The sequence below is a fragment of the Flavobacterium sp. LPB0248 genome (assembly GCF_013388355.1).
Taxonomy (GTDB): domain Bacteria; phylum Bacteroidota; class Bacteroidia; order Flavobacteriales; family Flavobacteriaceae; genus Flavobacterium.
In genome coordinates this window covers 2,336,232-2,356,153 of record NZ_CP058246.1, presented here as the reverse complement: position 1 = coordinate 2,356,153, position 19,922 = coordinate 2,336,232, and the positions used below count along the sequence as shown (strand labels likewise).

Here is a 19,922-nt window from a genome sequence, read left to right as displayed (position 1 = left end):
TAATAAATTTTGTTGCGATGAGAAATAACAGTCAGGATTCAACATTAGAAAGAAACTATTTAGAGAAGTATCGATTTTTGATAAGAGAATATGAGCAGGTAAAAAGTAAAACTCATCCAGTGCATAAAAAGGCGATGGATTTTTATAAGGCAAATGACACCTGCAGAAAAAGTTTCTTAAAGTATTATAACCGCTATAAGCAGAGCGGTAAGTCTTTAGATTTACTGCCTCAAAAACGTGGTCCAAAATACAAGACAAGACGTCCTTTACCTTTTATAGAACAAAAAGTAATTGAATTAAGAGAAAAAGGAAACAATAAATATGAAATTGTTAGTATCTTAAATCCCAGATTAGGAAAACATACACCTTCATATTCTGGAGTTTATAATATTTTAAAACGGCATAGAATAAACAGGTTAACTCCGAAGATTAAAAAGAATCATCAGAAAATAATCAAGGAAAGAATGGGACAGCTGGGTCATATTGATTGTCATTATTTAAGTAAAAGTATAATTCGTGGAGAAAACAAAAAGCTTTATTTAGTCTGTGTAATTGATGATTACAGCCGGATTGCTTGGGCTGAATTAGTTTCAGATATTACCAGTTTAACAGTAATGTTTGCTTCATTAAAATGTTTAAATATCTTAAGCAGCCATTATGAAATAAAATTTGAAGAGATATTATCTGATAATGGAGCTGAATTTGGACCTAAAACAAGCAAAGTAAAAAGCCAGCATCCTTTTGAAAGAATGCTTATGGAATTAGGCATAGTGCACAGATATACAAAGCCATATAGACCACAGACAAACGGTAAAGTAGAGCGCTTTTGGAGAACTCTAGAAGAAGATTTATTAAGAGATACTGATTTTGATTCTCAAGAAGAACTAAAAGAAGAATTATTACAATACTTATATTATTATAATCATGAAAGACCGCATCAAGGTATTGATGGTAAAAAACCGATCGAAATGATAAATCCGTTACCGAAATAAGTGACTTTTACAATCCTGACGAAGGAAGGATCACTAGAGACTCGACAAAGATTGGTGATTTAGATTGCGGATTTTCAAGTGTGATCCTTCCTTCGTCAGGATGACAAAATTGTATTTTAATCGATAATTATAATTTCGAATTCTCTCTAAATTCCTTCAAAACTTGATCAATAACCCAAGTGGTTCTTGCGCCAGAAGTTCCTTTAGATGGAGAAGCGCCTTCTTTGCCTAATAATTCAGTAATAACAGTTTCAATAAATGGCTGTTGAATATGAAGTGGGTTTTCTATCGTAATACTTTCTTTTTCTCCATTTGCATATTGAATATGAATAGGGTCATTTCCAAAAGTAGAAAACGAGATTTTTCCTTTATCACCTACAATTTCAGTGTTGTCATAACGTTCAAAACTTGCAAAATTCCATAAACCAGATCCGTGAATTCCGTTTTCGAATAAAAAGGACATTGAAACTGCGTCTTCTGCCGGATATGCTTTTAATTGAGAAGTTGCATGTCCGCGAACTGATTTTATCGGACCTAAAACAAAATCTAGGAAATCTAAAGTATGGCAAGCCAAATCAACAAAGATTCCGCCTCCTGAAATATGTGGCAAAACAGTCCAAGGAAGATTGATTTCGTCATCGTAACGTGCTTCAAAAGGATGGTATAAAACACAATTGACGTGTCTGATAGTTCCTAATTTTCCCTGATCGATTATTTCTTTTATTTTTAAAAAACGAGGTAAAGCTCTTCTATAATAAGCAACAAACAAAGGAACATTATGCTCTTTGCAGACGCTGATCATTTCGTTACATTCTTCAAATGACAAAGCCATTGGTTTCTCAACATAAACTGGTTTTCCTGCTTTGGCGCATAAAATGGTGTATTCTTTATGAGAAGATGGAGGAGTAGCGATATAAACGGCGTCAACTTCGGGATCATTTATTAAATCTTTCGCGTTAGAATACCATTTCGGAACATTATGGCGTTTGGCGTAATCTTCAGCAAGAGCGGCATCTCTTCTCATAACTGCAACTAAAGCCGAATTTGGAGCTTTCTGAAAAGCTGGCCCGCTTTTTACTTCGGTTACATTTCCGCACCCAATAATTCCCCATTTTATAATTTCCATTGATTAAGTTTTTAGTTTCTCAAATTTAAAAGAAAATTAGCCACGAATTCACGAATTTTTTGATCTGAATGTTTAAAAAATCTGTATCGAATTATGTGAACTAATTTCACGCAGATTTAAAATAATTTTAGCAGATGCTCGCAGATTTTTTTAATTCAATCTGCTAAATCTGCAGAATCTGCGTGAAAAAAATAAAAGCCACAGATTAAAAAGATTTTCACAGATTTTTTAATCTATCTAATCCTTTTAATCTGTGGCATAAAATAAATTAGCCACGAGCTCACAAAAATAATTCGTGAATTCGTGGCTAATAAAAAATTTAGCTTAAAGTTTTATTTTTTAGGTAAAGCTTTAAAACCCATATTGTAAAGTGTAAAAGCTTGAATGTCTACGTTCTCTTGAATCGTAGCGGCAACAGATTTTCCTGCCCCATGACCGGCTTTAACGTCAATTCTAATCAAAACCGGATTTTCTCCAGTTTGTTTTTCCTGTAACTCAGCAGCAAATTTGAAACTGTGCGCAGGAACTACACGATCATCATGATCTCCAGTTGTTACCATTGTTGCAGGGTAATGAGTTCCTTGTTTTACATTATGAACTGGAGAATATCCTTTTAAATATTCAAACATTTCTTTGCTGTCTTGAGCAGTTCCGTAATCAAAAGCCCATCCAGCACCTGCTGTAAAAGCATTGTAACGAAGCATATCCATAACTCCAACCGCTGGCAATGCTACTTTCATTAAATCTGGACGCTGTGTCATCGTTGCTCCAACCAACAAACCTCCGTTAGATCCTCCGCGAATAGCCAAATAATCAGAAGAAGTATATTTTTGGGCAATTAAATATTCTGCCGCAGCAATAAAATCATCAAATACATTTTGCTTTTGAAGTTTTGTTCCTGCATCATGCCATTTTTTCCCGTATTCACCGCCACCTCTAAGGTTAGCCACTGCGTAAACTCCACCATTTTCCAACCAAACCGCATTGGCAATACTAAAACTTGGCGTTAAACTAATATTGAATCCGCCATAACCATAAAGAATTGTTGGGTTTTTACCGTCTAATTTTGTTCCTTTTCTATACGTAATAATCATCGGAACTTTTGTACCATCTTTTGACGTATAGAAAACTTGTTTAGACTCATAATCTTCACTCTTGAAATCAACTTTTGGTTTTGCATATACTTCAGATTTGCCAGATTTTGGTTCAAAAGAATAGATACTTCCCGGAGTTGTATAATTTGTAAAACTATAGTACAAAATTTCATCTTCTTTTTTACCGCTAAATCCGCCTGCAGTTCCAACAGCTGGAAGTTTGATTTCTCGAACTAATTTTCCGCTGTAATCATATTGTTGTACAAATGAAACCGCATCTTTAGTATAGTTGGCAAAGAAATAACCAGCACCAGTTGATGGCGATAATATATCTTTGGTTTCTTTAATAAAATCTTTCCAGTTTTCAGGTTTCGGATTTGCTGCATCAACCGTTACAACACGTTTGTTAGGTGCATTATAATCTGTTTCAATAAACAATTTGCTTCCTTCGTTTTCTATTACATTGCTATCGCTGTTAAAGTTGTCTACGATAGTAACAATTGGGCTGTTCGGTTTTGTTAAATCCTTAATGTATAATTCGTTTCCGTAAGTCGAATTAGCTGCCGTGATTACCAAATAACGGTTGTCTTCAGTAACATATCCGCCAACATATCTTCTTTTTTGATCTGCACCAAAAATTACTTTATCATCTTTTTGAGAAGTTCCTAGTTTATGGAAATACAATTTGTGTTGATCTGTTTTAGCAGATAATTCACTTCCTTTTGGTTTGTCATAACTAGAATAGTAGAAACCTTCATTTTTATACCATGAAACACCACTAAATTTCACATCAACCAAAGTATCTTCTACAATTTTCTTAGAAAGTGCGTCTATGATAATTACTTTTCTCCAATCGCTTCCTCCTTCAGAGATTGCATAAGCTGCTTTGCTTCCGTCTTCAGAAAAATCAAGTCCGCCTAGAGAAGTTGTTCCGTCTTTAGAAAAAGTATTTGGATCTAAGAAAACTTCTTCTTTGCCATTTTCATCTTTTCTGTAAACAACAGATTGATTCTGAAGTCCGTTGTTTTTAGAGTAATAAGTAAATTTTCCTTCTTTAGATGGAGCTCCAATTTTTTCGTAGTTCCAAAGTTTTTCCATTCGTTTTTTAAGTTCTTCGCGAAACGGAATTTTATCTAAATAAGCGTAAGTGACTTCGTTTTCGGCTTTTACCCAAGCACCAGTTTCGGCAGATTTATCATCTTCTAACCAACGGTAGGGATCGCTTACTTTGGTGTCAAAATAAACATCAACAGTTTCTCCTTTTTTTGTTTGCGGATATTGTATTTTGCCTTGTCCAAATGATATTCCTGCAGTTGTAATTGCCATTAATAAAAATGTTTTTTTCATAGTTAGTTTTTATCTGTTATAACAAAAATAGCACTTTTTGTGAGAATTGATAAATGTTTAACCGCAAAGAACGCTAGGAGTTTTTCGCAAAGTTCGCAAAGCAAATAAAACTTTGTGAACTTTGCGTTTTCCTTTGCGATCTTTGCGGTTAAAATTTAAAATTATAAGTTGAAATTAACCCCCAAAACGATATTTCTTCCAATATTTGGAATACCGTCTGTCTTTAATCTAGAAAGGTGTGCAATATATTTTTTATCAAATAAATTGTTTCCGTTTAAGTTAATATCGAAAGCCGTTTTTCCTAGTTTAACAGTTCCTCCAAAACCTAAATTTACCAAAGTGTAACCTTTAGAAGCCGTTTCGAAACCGCTTACATTATCTTGGTTGAAAGTTGAAGAAACATTCAGAGAAGCAAAACCTTCGCTCAACCAATTTTTGATATTAAATTCAGTTCTAAGCGTATTATTCCAATTGTTTGCCGGAATCAAAGGCAGATAATCTTTGTTTTCTTTTTTACCTGTAACTGTTTCAAAACTAGTTTCAAAATGCAACCAGTCTAAAGGGTGTGGATGAAAATGCAAACCAACTTCACCTCCATACAATTGTGCATTATCTTGAACATAAGCAAAAACATCATTATCATCTCGAACTTCCCCAGTTGGCGAAGTATAGATATAATTGTTTACATGATTGTAAAATCCGTTTACGAAAAATTCAAAGTGCGTGTTTTTGTATTCTAAGTTCAAATCGGTCTGAACGTTTTGTTCTGTTTTCAAATTAGCATTCCCAATTTCGTAACGATTTGTTCCTTCATGAACACCATTTGAAGTCAATTCAGCCAAGTTTGGAGCTCTAAATCCTGTGGCAACATTCAAACGAAGCGTTAAAGGTTCTGCCAATTTTGTTTTATAACCTAAAGAAGCATTAAAGCTATCAAAAGATCGGTCTAAGGCCTGAAAATAACCTTCTTCACCTTCAGTTCCGTGTGCTATTGAAGTAATGTTTCGGTTGTCAAAACGAAGTCCAGCTTGAATAACACTATTATCCCATTCGTAATTGGCAGTTCCAAAAACACCAAAATCGTTTGTTGTGGCATCTGGAATTAAATATTCTTCTCCAGAATTTTTATTGGTCTGATGCATTCCCTGAACACCTAAAATAGTTTCGATTTTTCCGAATTTAGGAAAATGATATTTCGCATTGTAATTGAAAGTGTTCAATTTCATGTGAAGAGAAGCTTCATTGCTGTCTTCAAATTCACTTCGGTCATTGGCAATATATCCTAAATCAACATCCAGTTTAGAGTTTTCAAAAAAGATAACATTATTCAAACTTAATAAATGATTGAAAATTCCCTGTCTCGGAAATTGAGTGTCTTTGCTTGAAGATTGTTCTGCAATTCCGTCTTCCGGAATTCCAATATCCAATTTGTTGTAGTTGTATCTTAAAACACTTGAAAAAGTTGAATTGCTGTAGCCGATTCCAGTTTTAAAGTCCGTTTCGTTGTAACGCGAATTGGTTACACGATCACCACCAGAAATTTTGTAATCAGAATGTGTATTGTAGCTTCCTCTTGCTAAGAATTTCCAGTTATCAGTAGACGTTTTTAACCCGATAGAAGAATTGCTTCCTTGTGTATTCGTAAAATATTTTTGACTGAAATTAGCTTTAAAATCACCAGCATCAGCAAATTTTTCAGGATTGAAATATAAAACACCTCCCAAAGCATCAGAACCATATAATAATGAAGCTGGCCCTTTAATAACTTCAACACTTTCTATTCCGGCATCATTTAAACCCAAACCATGCTCATCTCCAAATTGCTGATTTTCGATACGAACTCCTTGAGAATAAACTAAAACACGATTACCGCTAAGTCCGCGAATTACAGGTTTTCCAATAGAAGTTCCTGTTGAAATCTGAGAAACTCCTGGAATTGTTGCTAAACCTTCAATTAAAGTTGAGGTTCCTTTTTGCTGTAATGTTTTAATGCTTTCGTGCTCAATTTTCATTACGTTTTGCGATTGCAGTTTGTTGAAAGGTGTAGAAACTACTACTTCATCCATTTCTAAAATAGATTCTTCAAGAGTAATGTCTAGTGTATTTTGCTTCAATAATTTTGCGATAGTCTTATTTTGATTTGCATATCCAACATACGTGAAAGCAATGCGAAGACTTCCGTTGGGAAGATTATTCAATTCGTATTTTCCCTTTGCGTCTGTTGTAGTTCCTTTATGTAATTCTGGAGCATAAACAGAAACTCCAGGCAATGGCTGATTTTGATTATCGGTTACTGTTCCCGAAACCGAATTTTGAGCAGTAAGTATGCTCGAAAACCCTAAAATAAGGGCAATTATAATTTTTTTCATTTGAAAATGATGCTATAGTTAAATTGAGTTTTTCTTCAAATGAAAACCAAAAGCAACAATACAGCATTCTGATCCTAAATTCAGAATATTAGGATTAGGAAACTCAATGTTGTTTGAATTTAAATTGAAAGAAATATTTTTTTAGAAAAATCGAAATCTAAGAAACTATACTTGCAGGCGGTCCTCGTAATAAATACGGGATTTTCGAAATAGAAAAAATCTTTTCTGACAGCGGAAAGAAATAAGGAATTTCGCTGTTGAAATAATAAAACTGAAAAGAGAAATCTTGAGGAACAACAAATGATTCAAAAGCAAAATTACAAACAAAACAAACATCGTAATTGTGATGCTGATGTGTTATTTCGCCACTTGGGTCATTGTAATCATGATGGCATTGCTTTTCTGAAAGCTGCTTTACAATATGCTCATAACTGTGTATCGACTGAAACAATATCGAGAACAATATTGTTACAGCAAAGGATAAACTTAATATGAGCTGCTTTTTCTTCATTGCTTTGCAAAGGTATAAAAGATAAAAAGAAAATGAATTAATTTTTTATTTCGTAGAAGTGATTTATTGAAAATAATGCAGCAATTATTTTTATTAGCAGGCAAATTGAGAATATTTTGCTTCTTATCGTTACTGGAGAAAGCATTATGTTATATTTGTATATGAAATAAATGGGCGTAGAAAAACGTTTATTTGTAATTATCTCTTTAAAACCCAAAACACGATATGCGAATTATTTTTAACTGCTTATTTTTACTCACTTTTTTTAGCTCTTTTGCACAGGGAGATGTTAAGCCTGAGATCAAGCCAGTTGTAAAAATAGATTCTTTATATCGAGAAGATCAGTTTTATTTTTCGGTGACTTATAATATGTTTACCGATATTCCAGTCGATTTCAAACAGAATAAATTTTCTCTTGGACTTTCTGGAGGTTTCTTGCGCGATATGCCAGTAAATAAATCAAGAACCGTTGCTATTGCTGCTGGATTAGGGTTGAGTTATCAGAATTATTATCAGAATCTTACCATTTCTCAAGACGGATCTGGAGCTATAATTTATGGCGTTAACAGTTATGGAGAATTTGTTTCCAATCGTTACAGACAATATTCTGTAGATCTTCCAATAGAATTCAGATGGCGTAACTCGACTTATGAAAGCACTAAATTCTGGCGTATTTATGGTGGAGTTAAACTGAGTTATGTTTTCTCGAGTGCCTCTACTCTTGACGACGGCGAAAAAACGTATAAAATCAAAAATAACGGAGACATCAATAAATTTCAGTACGGACCTTATTTGTCCGCTGGATATAATACCTGGAACGTCTATATATATTACGGCTTAAGTCCGTTGTTTAATTCGGCAACAACTTTGAATGGCGAAAAAATCAATATGAAAACCTTAAACGCAGGACTGATCTTTTATATTTTATAACCACAAGTATAAAAATAAAAGCTGCGGCATTATTCCAACAAACAATCCAATTAATATTTCTCTAGAAGTATGCGCATTCATTTCTAAACGAGATGAAGCTACAATTCCCGATAATAAAATAAGTAAAGCTGGCCAATACGGATTATGCAGCTGAAGATGAATGTTTAATCCGATAATAAAAATCGTTAAACCTGAGATTGCGACCATATGCAAGCTTGCTTTTGTCTTGAACAGCACACATACCAATGCCAAAATAGTACTGAACAACGCGGCAAGAAAAAAGAAGTGAAGCTCTGGATAACGTGTAATTATAATACTTCTTTTGACTAATAAAATATATAAAAAACACTGCAAAATGAGCGGAATGGTTCGTTCTGAAGTCTGACTTAGCATTATTGATTTTACATGTCCAGTCGATTTTAACAATAGATAAAATAAGACAGGGACAATTATGTTAATGACCAAAATCTGAATTAAGACAAAATACTTCTCTTTTGTACTAAAAACATCATCTTTGTAAAATAAGTAAAACAAAGTTGCGTATAACGATATAAAAATCGGATGTAAGATATAGGAGAATAGTGGAAGTACTTTTTTCAAAACTTGCAAATTTGTGGTCTAAAAACAAATATAATCAATAAATGTTTTCTGCCATGAATTACACAAATTCTCACGAATTATTTTTTTGCCACTCCCGATAGCTATCGGGATAACCGGATTTAAAAGGGTTATAATTAGTGATACTTTTTTAATCTGGGAAGAAATTTTTCACGCAGATTTAGCAGATGCAGAAGCTTTTTTTTTAGAAATCAGTAATAATTTTTTAATCTGTGGCTAAAAATTTTCACGCAGATTTAGCAGATTATTTTAAAAAAATAATTCGTGAGAATTTGTGTAATTCGTGGCAAATCTACTTTTTCTACACTTTCATATAAATGGAATAATTAGTGAAAATTTACGAGTTTCGTGGCAAACCTTTTTTTAAATTTGAAAAAAAGAAATTCCGAAATGAGTCTAAATTTAAAAAGCCTGGTTTCAGTACTTAACGCCAAATGGATTGGTACAAATGCTGATGTTTTAATCGATCATATTTCAATTGACAGCCGTTCACTTCAAAACGGATCACAGACTTTATTTTTTGCTCTGGCCGGTGTTAACAACGATGCTCATTTGTTTATTCCAGACTTAATAGAAAACGGAGTTCAGAATTTTGTGGTTCAGTATATTCCAGATGGTTATATAGACAAAGCTAATTTTTTAGTTGTTGGTAATGCACTTTTGGCACTTCAGGAATTTGCGGCTTATTACAGAAATCTTTTCCATTTTCCAGTTATCGGATTAACTGGAAGTAACGGTAAAACGATTGTAAAAGAATGGCTTAATTTCTTGTTGAGTCCTGATTATAATATTATTAGAAGTCCAAAAAGCTACAACTCTCAAGTTGGAGTTCCGCTTTCGGTTATTGGTATTAACGAAAAACATAATTTAGGCATTTTCGAAGCTGGAATTTCGACAGTTAACGAAATGATTCATCTTGAAAAAATAATTAAACCTACAATTGGTGTGCTCACTAATATTGGAAGTGCACACGATGAAGGGTTTTTAAATTTAGTGCAGAAGATTGATGAAAAATTACTTTTGTTTAAAGATTGTCCAATAATTATATATCAAAAAACTGAAGTTGTAGAATCATGTCTGACTCAGTTCGCGGCAGAATATATGATTCATCCTAGAAAGCTTTTTTCTTGGAGTTTTACAGATAAAAAAGCAGACGTTTTTATTGAAAAAAGAGAATGTAAAAACGATCATACTTTTATACAATATCAATACAAAAATGAAATTTTCAATTTAGAAATTCCGTTTAACGATTCGGCTTCTATAGAAAATGCTATTTCTTGTTTATTGGTATTGCTGCATTTTAATTATAATCAAGAAACGATTCAAAGCCGAATTGAGATGCTTTATCCAGTTCGAATGCGTTTGGAAGTAAAAAACGGAATCAACAATTGCAGTATTATTGATGATAGTTACAGTTCCGATTTTCAATCGCTTAAAATTGCTTTGGATTTCTTAGAAAGCCAAAAGAAGAAAGGCGCTTCAAAAACCGTTATTTTATCAGATATTTTCCAAAGCGGATTTGCAAATGAAGAATTGTATTCTAAAGTTGCCCAGTTAATTTCAGACAATAAAATAAACCGCATAATTGGTATTGGCGCAACGATTTCTTCTTTTGCAGCTAAATTTCCAAACAGTACGATGTTTCAAAATACAGCCGATTTTATAGCTGACATCGATAATCTGAATTTCAATAATGAAACGATTCTAATAAAAGGAGCTAGATCTTTTCAGTTTGAAGAGATTGTTTCGCTTCTTGAAGAGAAAACACACGAAACAGTTCTTGAAATTAATCTCGATGCTATCAGCCATAACTTTAATTATTACAAGTCAAAACTGGCACCAAATGTCAAAATGATGGTTATGGTAAAAGCATTTGGTTACGGAAACGGAGGTTTAGAAATTGCCAAACTTTTAGAACATCATAAAGTAGATTATTTGGGAGTGGCTTTCGCCGATGAAGGAATTACGTTGAAAAATGGAGGGATAAAAGTTCCTATTATGGTTTTGAATCCAGAATCGACTAGTTTTCCATCTATAATTCAATATCAGTTAGAGCCTGAAATATATAGCTTAAAAGGGTTAAATGCCTTTTTGAAAATTGCACGCGAAAAGAACTTAAAAGATTATCCAATTCATATCAAAATGGACACAGGAATGCATCGTTTAGGTTTTGAAAACAATACAATCGATGAACTGATTGCGACTTTAAAAGGAAATTCAACTGTTCGTGTTCAAAGTATTTTATCTCATTTAGCAACAAGTGATGATCCAAAACATTTTGATTTTGTGAGACAACAGATTGCATTGTTTGAAAATCTGTCTTCAAAATTAATGGCAGCATTAGATATCAATCCAATTCGTCATACATTAAATACTTCTGGAATCAGTAATTTTCCTGATGCGCAATACAGCATGGTGCGTTTGGGCATTGGATTGTATGGAGTTTCAAATGATCCTGCAGAACAGAAATATCTGGAAAATGTGGGAACGTTAAAATCCATAATTTCTCAAATTCGAACCATTCCAGCTGGTGACAGCGTAGGTTACGGACGCCGTTTTATGGCTGACCAAGAAACAAAAATTGCTACAATTCCAATTGGCTATGCAGACGGAATTTCGAGATTATGGGGTAATGAAATCGGTTATGTAACAATTAAAAATCAGAAAGCAAAAATTGTTGGCAGTGTCTGTATGGATATGCTGATGGTTAATGTAAGTCATATTGATTGTAAAGAAGGCGACTCGGTAATTATTTTCGGCGAAAGCCCGACTGTAATAGAGATGGCTGTAGCGTTAAAAACAATTCCGTATGAGATAATGACGAGTATTTCGCAACGTGTTAAGAGGGTATTTTTTAGATAATATTAAGAATTTCCAATAAAATTGCTTATTTTCGATATTACTTAATTATAAATATAAACAGATACGATATGGGATTTTTTTCAGAATTTAAGGAATTTGCAATGAAAGGCAACGTAGTCGATTTGGCTGTCGGTGTAATCATTGGAGCTGCTTTTGGTAAAATTGTAAGCTCATTAATCGAAGATGTGATTACGCCATTGTTATTGAAACCTGCTTTAGATGCTGCGCATATGTCGACTATTGAACAATTGACTGCTTTTGGAGGAGTAAAATACGGTGTGTTTATTTCGGCAGTGATTAACTTTGTTATTGTTGCTTTTGTATTGTTCTTAATCATTAAAGGAATAAACCACGCTAAAAAGAAAGATGTTGCGGCGCCGCCTCCAGCTGGACCAACTCAAGAAGAATTATTGACACAGATTAGAGATTTATTGAAAAATAAATAAAAATATAATACCGCTACACTAAGTCTAACTTAACCGCCTGCTAAAGAGGCGGTTTTTTTTTACAAAATGTTTGTTTTATAACAATTTGTTATTTTTTGTGAATCACCTTGCCATAACTTTTATTATACTTACTTTTGCGATACAAATTAGATTAATTGATTATTTAAAAATATAAAAATGAGAATTGCAGTTGTAGGCGCTACTGGAATGGTAGGCGAAGTAATGCTTAAAGTATTAGCAGAAAGAAATTTTCCTGTTACAGAATTAATTCCTGTTGCATCAGAAAGATCAGTTGGGAAAGAAATCGAATACAAAGGGACTAAATATAAAGTAGTAGGATTACAGACAGCTGTTGATATGAAAGCTGATATTGCTGTTTTCTCTGCTGGAGGAGATACTTCATTAGAATGGGCTCCAAAATTTGCTGCTGCTGGAACAACTGTTATTGATAACTCGTCTGCATGGAGAATGGATCCAACTAAAAAATTGGTAGTTCCAGAAATCAATGCTGATGTTTTAACTAAAGAAGATAAAATTATTGCAAATCCAAACTGTTCTACTATTCAAATGGTAATGACTTTGGCTCCTTTGCACAAAAAATATAACATTAAAAGAATCATTGTTTCTACTTACCAATCTATCACAGGAACTGGTGTAAAAGCAGTGAAACAATTAGAAAATGAGTACGCTGGAGTTCAAGGTGAGATGGCTTACAAATATCCAATTCACAGAAATGCAATTCCACATTGCGACAGTTTTGAAGAAAACGGGTACACTAAAGAAGAAATGAAATTAGTTCGTGAAACTCAAAAAATCCTAGGAGATAACACTATCAGAGTTACAGCTACTGCAGTTCGTGTACCAGTTGTAGGTGGACACAGTGAGGCTGTAAACGTAGAGTTTACAAATGATTTTGATGTAAATGAAGTTCGCGAAATCCTTCATAATACAGACGGAGTAACGGTACAAGATAATTTGGATACCTTTACGTATCCAATGCCATTATATGCAGAAGGTAAAAATGATGTTTTTGTTGGAAGAATCCGTCGTGACGAAAGCCAGCCAAATACATTAAACATGTGGATTGTTGCTGATAACTTAAGAAAAGGAGCTGCAACAAACACAATCCAAATCGCTGAATATTTAATTAAAGCTGGTTTGGTATAATCGAGAGATTAAATAAAATTGTTATAAAGAGAAAACCGTAATTGCAGTGATGTAATTACGGTTTTTTTGTGAGAAATATTCTAGTGATTCTACTTTTGAAATAATACATTTGCTTTAACTATAAAGCAATATTTTAATGAGAACAGAGGTTTGCCATTTTTGGTTTGGAAAATTTAAATCAGAGGATGAATATTTTGATTTCATTGGGGAAGATGAAAGTTATTATAGCGAAGATGATATCGAAGAAAAGTATCTCTCTGAGTTTGCAAAATCGCAAGATAGAAATCATTTAGATCATGATTTTATGGAAAGTGGTTTCGAAGATGAAAATATAGCATTCGAGGACAAATTCCTAAAATATTCCTATGCCTCAGAATGGATATTGGAGGCAAAAGAAAAGCTGATTCAGCAAAATCAAAATATAGAAGAAATTAATACGGTTATTTTTATTTCGAAAGATCAGATTAAAAACCCTATTTCAATACATAATTCAGATTTTAATTTATTGTATATTGGTGAAATTGAATATGAAATTTGATTTCAGTAGATGACATTTTAATTATTATAATACAAAGCAAAAATGAATTTCGATAACTACAAGATAATTCCAAACTATAACACGAATAAAACAGATTTGTTTTTAGCAGATGAAGAAGAGATTCTGGCTTGCGAGAAGACGTTGAATGTTGAATTTGACGAAGATTATAAAGAGTATGTTCAAACCTACGGAAGCGGAATTTTAGGAGGAACTTATGTAAGGGTTTATCTTCCTGAAACCATAATTCTTACTCTTGAAGAATGGAAAAATAGAATTACCGAATATTGGTTTTGGGATGAAGGAAAAGATGTTTTAACGAAAGAGGAAGTGCTAAACTCCATCAGAATTGGAGATACTTTTGATGGTGATGAAATTATTCTTCTAAACGGCCAATATTATATTTTACCAAGATATAGCGAAATGATTTATAAAGCTGGAAATACGTTAGAAGAAGCAATTACCTGGTTGTGTTCAGCAGGAATTTTGACAGAAGCTTTTTCTGAAAGAGAATTTGAACCTTTTGATCCATCAGAATTTTTAAAAAGTAATTAAAATGAGAGATGAAAATCTTGCTTATATTGTAGATAATTATTTGGAGTTTGAAGAAGTCAAAAGGCTTACAAGATTATCTGATGATGAATTAAATAAGCTTATTGAAGAAAAGCTAATTCCGTCACCATCTTATGTAATTAATTCAGAAATAACGATTAGTTCGCCTTTAAATGATCAGCATACATTGACGGTATCCAGAAGATACTTTGCTAAAAACATTGTGGATCTGATTGAGAAAAACAATAAAGAATCTTATGAAGAATTAAAAAAGGGATTCAAAGAGAACTTGCTTTTACATTTAAAGAATCATCAGAATAAAGCATTTGCGTATGGAAACCTTTTTGATGAAAATGGAGAAATAGATTCTGAAAAAGCAGAAAATGCTTTAGAAGAAGAATGGAATTATTACTGTAAAGGTGTTTATGGAATCTGTACTTTGAATAATGATGAAAATGCTATTATCGAAAAAGAAATCGTTATCAAACGAATTTTGGATTTTATCGCTAATAAGTCGTCATCACAGACTGTAGAAGAACAAAATTACCTGAAAGCACTGAATGACGAACTGAATAAATCGACCAGTTTGTTTGCTCCCTACCAACGAGAATTGAGCAGTAGAGGTAAATATTTGGATAAATTGTTAAAGGAGTTTTCTCTGGATGATTTGATTAAAAAGTATTAAAATAAAAAAGCGAGAACCATTTGATTCTCGCTTTTTTTATTTTTTAGTATTCAGGAGCTAATTCCAGCTCTAAGCCTTCTAACTCTTCAGTAATTGGAATCTGACAACCTAAACGGCTATTAGACTTCACGTAAAATGCTTCCGAAAGCATGGCTTCTTCATCGTCTCCCATTTCTGGTAATGCAACATCATTAAGAACATAACACTGGCAAGAAGCGCACATGGCCATTCCTCCGCAGGTTCCTTCAACAGGAAGTTCGTATGCTTTGCATAACTCCATTATATTCATTGCCATATCGGTTGGAGCCTGTAATTCGTGTATAACTCCTTCTCGATCTTTAATTTTAATTAATACATCCATTTTTAATTATTGGAATTTACTGCAGAATTTGAAAACGTGTTCAAACTCTTTATTAATTTTAACTTTTCTCTTTTAAGCTAAAAGCGTATTCTTTTCGATTACCATCTTTAAGGCGCATTTTTACACCAATAATATTACCTCCTTTTTCTAGTATTGTTACTAGAGAGATAACAGAATAATAATCCTTATCAGCTTGGAAGATTAAGGTCCCTTCGTATGTAGAGTTTAAAATTCCTTGTTTGTCTGTTTGTGCACTAAGTTTTCGCGGATGCGAAAAATCGGCTGAACTATAGGTTGCTTTATTTGAAAACTTTGCTTTTCCGTCGCAAAGGTCATATAAGAAATCATAATTTCCAATTCTTAAAGCGCCTTCTTCAGTTTTGCCATTTGTAGAAAAAATGATTTGTCCTGAATATTGGAAATCTGACCATTCCTCTGATTCATTTACCCAAGCTTTTTCAGCAAATAGTGTTTGGCCCTGTTGTGCATTTACAGCGCTTATAAAAAATAATAAAAAAAGAGCGTAAAAGTTTCTCATAAGTTTAAGATTTAAGGGTTATGTTGACAAATTTAAGTTAAAAATGTAACAATTCCTTAACAGAAACTCTTAAAACTTTGCATTGTTTTTTGTGAATGTTGCAAAAAGCAGCTTTTTTTCGGTGTTATTTTATTGTTTTTTCAATTAAATGATAAAACACCTATTATTCTTGTTAAACTGCGAGCGTTTAATTTTCAAGAAAAAGCAACGATTTGTTACATTACATTTACCACAGTTTCAATTTGTGGAGCATATTTTTTTATTGTTGTTTCAACACCTGCTTTTAGTGTCATTTGATTAACACTGCAGCTAATGCAAGCACCTTCCAAACGAACTTTTACATGTTTGTCATCTTCGATAGAAATTAAAGAAATATCTCCACCGTCAGATTTTAAGAATGGTCTTATCTCATCTAAGGCCAATAAAACATTACTTGTTAATTCTTCTGTTGTCATAATATTAATGTGTCAATTAGAGAATATTTTTAATTCGAAAATGTGCCAATTAGAAAATTAGAAAATTCACTTTGTTACGTGAAATTATCTCATTACCTAATTTTCAAATTATCTCATTAGTTTCATTATCTCAATTATCTAATTATTTTTTAACTGCTGAGCAACCTGCCATTGTTGTAATTTTGATAGCTTCTGTTGCTGGTAAGCTTTCATTTCTGTTTACTGTTTCTTGTACAACGTTTCTAGTAATTTCTTCAAAAACCGTTTCTATTGGAGAACCAGTCTGCAATGCTGCCGGACGGCCGTAATCTCCTGCTTCGCGAATAGATTGTACAATTGGAACTTCTCCTAAAAATGGAACTCCTAAGTCTTCAGCAAGGTTTTTAGCGCCTTCTTGTCCAAAGATATAATATTTATTTTCTGGCAATTCTTCTGGTGTAAAATACGCCATATTTTCTATAATTCCTAAAACAGGAACATTGATATTGTCTTGCATAAACATTGCCACACCTTTTTTAGCATCTGCAAGTGCCACAGCTTGTGGAGTACTTACTACAACAGCTCCAGTAATTGGAAGCGACTGCATGATAGAAAGGTGAATATCTCCAGTTCCAGGAGGCAAATCTAAAAGCATGAAATCTAATTCTCCCCAATCTGCATCAAAAATCATTTGATTTAATGCTTTTGCCGCCATTGGACCTCTCCAGATTACGGCTTGGCTTGGTGCTGTAAAAAATCCTATTGAAAGCATTTTGATTTCGTAGCTTTCAATTGGCTTCATTTTAGATTTTCCGTCAACAGCTATAGAAACAGGTTTTTCGTTTTCAACGTCAAACATGATTGGCATAGAAGGTCCGTAGATATCGGCATCCAAAACACCAACTTTAAAGCCCATTTTTGCAAGTGTAACAGCTAAGTTTGCAGTTACAGTAGATTTTCCTACTCCTCCTTTACCAGAAGCAACTGCAATAATATTTTTAATTCCAGGAATAGCACGACCTTTAATTTCCGGTTTCTCTGGAGCTTCTACTTTAATGTTTACTTTTACTTTAGCATCAGGAGATATTAAATCATGAATTGTTTTTTTAATATCATCTTCTGCTCTTTTTTTGATGTGCATAGCAGGTGTATGCAACACAAGGTCTACAACAGCTTCATCTCCAAATGTAATAACATTGGTTACAGCGCCGCTTTCAACCATATTTTTTCCTTCTCCAGCAATAGTGATTGTCTCTAAGGCTTTTAGAATTTCTTTTCTATCTAGTTTCATTGTAATGGGCTATTTTTTTATTCTCCAAAATCAATCTTATAAGATTATATTTATTTAAACTGATTTCAGGGTGCAAAGATAACAGATTAAGTTCGGAAATTAAGCGTTTTTGAATTGTAATTATTGATATTGAGATTATTCAAAATTATGCCGTATTCATTTTTACCAGAAATCATAATTTGAGTAAGATCGATCGTTTTAATAAAGGCCGAAAAGTTTTTTCGTTTTAAGCGAATTATTTTCTATAAGTTTTCTTTCAAATAAATAAAATTCTCACAAAACTTCGTTATATTTGATTACCCAAATCGATGATTACCAGACATAAAAAAAATATGTGAAAACTAAGGTTTTTTGAGTAATTTATTGGGTTTTCGGTATTTTTTTTAAAGTTATTTACCACTTAAAACTTTAAAAATATGCGAAATTTTACTTCTTCTTTAATTATTGTTACAGTCAGTTTTTTTGCATTTTCATTTAATTCGTTTTCCAACAATGCTAAAACCAGAGCTGATTTGACAAATCGAAAAGCTGTTGCGGTCATTACTCTTGACGCGGCTTCTATTAATGCCTTTTTTAAAAAATACCCTAAGCTTAAAAAATACCAGAAAGATGTTGAAGGTGTTTATAAGGCCAAAGGGTACAAATCTATTTGGTACGATGACAAAAGTATTACCGAATTTGGATCTTTACTGTACCAAAAAGTAAATGTTTTGAAAGATCAGGGAATTGAAAATAAAATGCCTTATAAAGAACAAATTGATGAGGCATTTAATGAAAGTTCTTCGAACAAACCACCACAACTAGATACCGAATTGCTGCTGACAAGTATGTATGTGTTTTATGCCAGCAATGTGTATTCTGGGGTTGATCCTGCAACATTAAAAAAAATAGGATGGTATCTGCCAGCAAAATCTATCTCATATGCTCACATTCTAGATTCATTAATGGTGGATTCTGATCGATTGGATAAAGATGATAATCTTTTGTTTAGCCAATACTACAGATTGAAAGACGCACTGAAAAAATATCGTAAAATTGAAACCGATAATCTATGGCAGAAAATTTCGATTGACAGTGCTAATTTTAAAGATTTAAGGCCAGACGATACAGCTATTGCCATAAAGCAAATTAGAAATCGCTTGTATGTTGTAGGAGATTTAAAAAAAGATTCAGGAAGTGATATTTATGATGAAGAATTGATGGCGGGAGTTTTAAATTATAAAAAAAGATATAATTTAAAGATAAATTATGCCCTTACTAGAGATATTGTCAATCAGATGAATGAGCCGATTAGTAAGAGAATCAGAACCATTATGCTGAATATGGAAAGATGCAGATGGATTCCGACCAAGTTGGCTAAAGCAGAAGAGTATGTTATGGTTAATATTCCTTCATTCAGGTTGTTTTATGTTAAGGACGGAAAATATGATCTAGTTTCGGACATTTTTGTTGGTAACAGGCTTAGCGAAACGGTGATTTTTAGTGGAAATATGGACCGAATTGTTTTTAGTCCGTATTGGTATGTGCCAAACAGCATTATTCAAAATGAACTAAAACTTCAGATTGCAAATGATAAAAACTATCTGGAAGAACATAATATGGAATGGAACGGAGGTAAAGTAAGGCAAAAGCCTGGGCCAAAAAATTCTCTTGGACTAGTAAAATTCATGTTCCCAAATCCGAACGATATTTATATGCATGATACACCCGCAAAAAGTTTGTTTGAGTTTGAAAACCGTACTTTCAGTCACGGTTGTATAAATGTAAAAGAAGCCAAACAGCTTGCATTGCATATTTTAAAAGATGATCCAGATTGGCCAGCAGACAAAATTGAGAGCGCTATGAATGGCGGAAAAGAAACAACTTGTATGCTTAAACGTAAAATTCCGGTTTATATAGGTTATTTTACATGCTGGGTTCAGGACAATGGAGAAGTTAATTTTTTCCCAGATGTATACGATCGTGACCAAAGTCTGGACAAGCTGATCTATAATGATTCTGTAACAATGAAAGACTAAAAACAGAAGCCCGACGGATTTTACTGAAATCTGTCGGGCTTCTTTA

Annotated in this window: 18 protein-coding genes; 9 read left to right on the top strand and 9 right to left on the bottom strand. The window is 33.1% G+C overall.

Annotated elements, in window-relative coordinates:
* Positions 1 to 17: 17 nt before the first annotated feature.
* Positions 18 to 992, top strand: a complete 975-nt coding sequence (locus tag LPB248_RS09745) for an integrase core domain-containing protein (RefSeq protein WP_177210027.1) — start codon at positions 18 to 20, stop codon at positions 990 to 992.
* Between the two features lie 127 nt (positions 993 to 1,119).
* Here LPB248_RS09745 and LPB248_RS09740 read toward each other — a convergent pair whose 3' ends face one another.
* The 4 genes from LPB248_RS09740 to LPB248_RS09725 form a co-directional block, all read right to left on the bottom strand.
* Entirely contained in the window at positions 1,120 to 2,118 is a 999-nt protein-coding gene (locus tag LPB248_RS09740) for a Gfo/Idh/MocA family protein (RefSeq protein WP_177211257.1), read from the bottom strand.
* 332 nt (positions 2,119 to 2,450) lie between these two features.
* Entirely contained in the window at positions 2,451 to 4,559 is a 2,109-nt protein-coding gene (locus tag LPB248_RS09735; RefSeq protein WP_177211256.1) for a prolyl oligopeptidase family serine peptidase, read from the bottom strand.
* Positions 4,560 to 4,720: 161 nt separating this feature from the next.
* Positions 4,721 to 6,928 (bottom strand): TonB-dependent receptor, encoded by a 2,208-nt coding sequence (locus LPB248_RS09730; RefSeq protein ID WP_177211255.1) that lies wholly within the window; start codon positions 6,926 to 6,928, stop codon positions 4,721 to 4,723.
* Between the two features lie 157 nt (positions 6,929 to 7,085).
* Complete coding sequence (locus LPB248_RS09725) at positions 7,086 to 7,439, bottom strand: hypothetical protein (protein WP_177211254.1); 354 nt, start codon at positions 7,437 to 7,439, stop codon at positions 7,086 to 7,088.
* Positions 7,440 to 7,664: 225 nt separating this feature from the next.
* On the opposite strand from LPB248_RS09725, the gene LPB248_RS09720 reads away from it, so the two are divergent.
* The gene (locus LPB248_RS09720) at positions 7,665 to 8,369 is read left to right on the top strand and encodes a porin family protein (RefSeq protein WP_177211253.1); all 705 of its coding nucleotides are present in this window, start codon (positions 7,665 to 7,667) and stop codon (positions 8,367 to 8,369) included.
* On the opposite strand, the gene LPB248_RS09715 is transcribed toward LPB248_RS09720, so the two are convergent.
* Positions 8,364 to 8,969 carry a hypothetical protein gene (locus LPB248_RS09715; protein WP_255462910.1) on the bottom strand — a complete coding sequence of 202 codons (606 nt, stop codon included), beginning with the start codon at positions 8,967 to 8,969 and terminating at the stop codon, positions 8,364 to 8,366. The genes LPB248_RS09720 and LPB248_RS09715 overlap by 6 nt on opposite strands.
* Before the next feature lie 408 nt (positions 8,970 to 9,377).
* Here LPB248_RS09715 and LPB248_RS09710 point away from each other — a divergent pair, with 408 nt between their 5' ends.
* The 6 genes from LPB248_RS09710 (at position 9,378) to LPB248_RS09685 (ending at position 15,234) form a co-directional block, all read left to right on the top strand.
* On the top strand, positions 9,378 to 11,849 hold the full coding sequence (locus LPB248_RS09710) for a bifunctional UDP-N-acetylmuramoyl-tripeptide:D-alanyl-D-alanine ligase/alanine racemase (RefSeq protein ID WP_177211252.1): 2,472 nt from the start codon (positions 9,378 to 9,380) through the stop codon (positions 11,847 to 11,849).
* Between the two features lie 68 nt (positions 11,850 to 11,917).
* A complete protein-coding gene (gene mscL / locus LPB248_RS09705) occupies positions 11,918 to 12,295 on the top strand; it encodes a large conductance mechanosensitive channel protein MscL (protein WP_177211251.1) in 378 nt (125 codons plus the stop codon).
* 177 nt (positions 12,296 to 12,472) lie between these two features.
* Complete coding sequence (locus LPB248_RS09700; protein WP_177211250.1) at positions 12,473 to 13,462, top strand: aspartate-semialdehyde dehydrogenase; 990 nt, start codon at positions 12,473 to 12,475, stop codon at positions 13,460 to 13,462.
* A 136-nt stretch (positions 13,463 to 13,598) separates the two neighbouring features.
* Positions 13,599 to 14,000 (top strand): immunity 22 family protein, encoded by a 402-nt coding sequence (locus LPB248_RS09695; protein WP_177211249.1) that lies wholly within the window; start codon positions 13,599 to 13,601, stop codon positions 13,998 to 14,000.
* Between the two features lie 42 nt (positions 14,001 to 14,042).
* The gene (locus tag LPB248_RS09690; protein ID WP_177211248.1) at positions 14,043 to 14,552 is read left to right on the top strand and encodes an SMI1/KNR4 family protein; all 510 of its coding nucleotides are present in this window, start codon (positions 14,043 to 14,045) and stop codon (positions 14,550 to 14,552) included.
* Between the two features lies 1 nt (position 14,553).
* A complete protein-coding gene (locus tag LPB248_RS09685) occupies positions 14,554 to 15,234 on the top strand; it encodes a DUF6058 family natural product biosynthesis protein (protein WP_177211247.1) in 681 nt (226 codons plus the stop codon).
* Between the two features lie 43 nt (positions 15,235 to 15,277).
* On the opposite strand, the gene LPB248_RS09680 is transcribed toward LPB248_RS09685, so the two are convergent.
* From LPB248_RS09680 to LPB248_RS09665, 4 genes are all read right to left on the bottom strand, one after another.
* Positions 15,278 to 15,595 (bottom strand): 2Fe-2S iron-sulfur cluster-binding protein, encoded by a 318-nt coding sequence (locus LPB248_RS09680; protein WP_095929730.1) that lies wholly within the window; start codon positions 15,593 to 15,595, stop codon positions 15,278 to 15,280.
* A gap of 58 nt (positions 15,596 to 15,653) precedes the next feature.
* Positions 15,654 to 16,133, bottom strand: coding sequence for a hypothetical protein (locus LPB248_RS09675; protein WP_177211246.1), 480 nt, complete (start codon positions 16,131 to 16,133; stop codon positions 15,654 to 15,656).
* 215 nt (positions 16,134 to 16,348) lie between these two features.
* Complete coding sequence (locus tag LPB248_RS09670) at positions 16,349 to 16,588, bottom strand: NifU family protein (RefSeq protein ID WP_095929732.1); 240 nt, start codon at positions 16,586 to 16,588, stop codon at positions 16,349 to 16,351.
* Positions 16,589 to 16,730: 142 nt separating this feature from the next.
* Positions 16,731 to 17,858, bottom strand: coding sequence for an Mrp/NBP35 family ATP-binding protein (locus LPB248_RS09665; RefSeq protein ID WP_177211245.1), 1,128 nt, complete (start codon positions 17,856 to 17,858; stop codon positions 16,731 to 16,733).
* 416 nt (positions 17,859 to 18,274) lie between these two features.
* Between LPB248_RS09665 and LPB248_RS09660 the strand changes: the two genes are divergently transcribed.
* Positions 18,275 to 19,876 (top strand): murein L,D-transpeptidase, encoded by a 1,602-nt coding sequence (locus LPB248_RS09660; protein WP_177211244.1) that lies wholly within the window; start codon positions 18,275 to 18,277, stop codon positions 19,874 to 19,876.
* Positions 19,877 to 19,922: the final 46 nt, after the last annotated feature.

Excerpts from the sequence above, each read along its gene's own strand:
- LPB248_RS09700 (WP_177211250.1), top strand. The coding sequence starts at position 12,473 with ATGAGAATTGCAGTTGTAGGCGCTACTGGAATGGTAGGCGAAGTAATG.
- LPB248_RS09660 (WP_177211244.1), top strand. The coding sequence starts at position 18,275 with ATGCGAAATTTTACTTCTTCTTTAATTATTGTTACAGTCAGTTTTTTT.
- LPB248_RS09730 (WP_177211255.1), bottom strand. The coding sequence starts at position 6,928 with ATGAAAAAAATTATAATTGCCCTTATTTTAGGGTTTTCGAGCATACTT.
- LPB248_RS09680 (WP_095929730.1), bottom strand. The coding sequence starts at position 15,595 with ATGGATGTATTAATTAAAATTAAAGATCGAGAAGGAGTTATACACGAA.
- LPB248_RS09735 (WP_177211256.1), bottom strand. The coding sequence starts at position 4,559 with ATGAAAAAAACATTTTTATTAATGGCAATTACAACTGCAGGAATATCA.
- LPB248_RS09745 (WP_177210027.1), top strand. The coding sequence starts at position 18 with ATGAGAAATAACAGTCAGGATTCAACATTAGAAAGAAACTATTTAGAG.
- LPB248_RS09725 (WP_177211254.1), bottom strand. The coding sequence starts at position 7,439 with ATGAAGAAAAAGCAGCTCATATTAAGTTTATCCTTTGCTGTAACAATA.
- LPB248_RS09690 (WP_177211248.1), top strand. The coding sequence starts at position 14,043 with ATGAATTTCGATAACTACAAGATAATTCCAAACTATAACACGAATAAA.
- LPB248_RS09695 (WP_177211249.1), top strand. The coding sequence starts at position 13,599 with ATGAGAACAGAGGTTTGCCATTTTTGGTTTGGAAAATTTAAATCAGAG.
- LPB248_RS09710 (WP_177211252.1), top strand. The coding sequence starts at position 9,378 with ATGAGTCTAAATTTAAAAAGCCTGGTTTCAGTACTTAACGCCAAATGG.
- LPB248_RS09675 (WP_177211246.1), bottom strand. The coding sequence starts at position 16,133 with ATGAGAAACTTTTACGCTCTTTTTTTATTATTTTTTATAAGCGCTGTA.
- LPB248_RS09740 (WP_177211257.1), bottom strand. The coding sequence starts at position 2,118 with ATGGAAATTATAAAATGGGGAATTATTGGGTGCGGAAATGTAACCGAA.
- LPB248_RS09665 (WP_177211245.1), bottom strand. The coding sequence starts at position 17,858 with ATGAAACTAGATAGAAAAGAAATTCTAAAAGCCTTAGAGACAATCACT.
- mscL (WP_177211251.1), top strand. The coding sequence starts at position 11,918 with ATGGGATTTTTTTCAGAATTTAAGGAATTTGCAATGAAAGGCAACGTA.
- LPB248_RS09670 (WP_095929732.1), bottom strand. The coding sequence starts at position 16,588 with ATGACAACAGAAGAATTAACAAGTAATGTTTTATTGGCCTTAGATGAG.
- LPB248_RS09720 (WP_177211253.1), top strand. The coding sequence starts at position 7,665 with ATGCGAATTATTTTTAACTGCTTATTTTTACTCACTTTTTTTAGCTCT.
- LPB248_RS09685 (WP_177211247.1), top strand. The coding sequence starts at position 14,554 with ATGAGAGATGAAAATCTTGCTTATATTGTAGATAATTATTTGGAGTTT.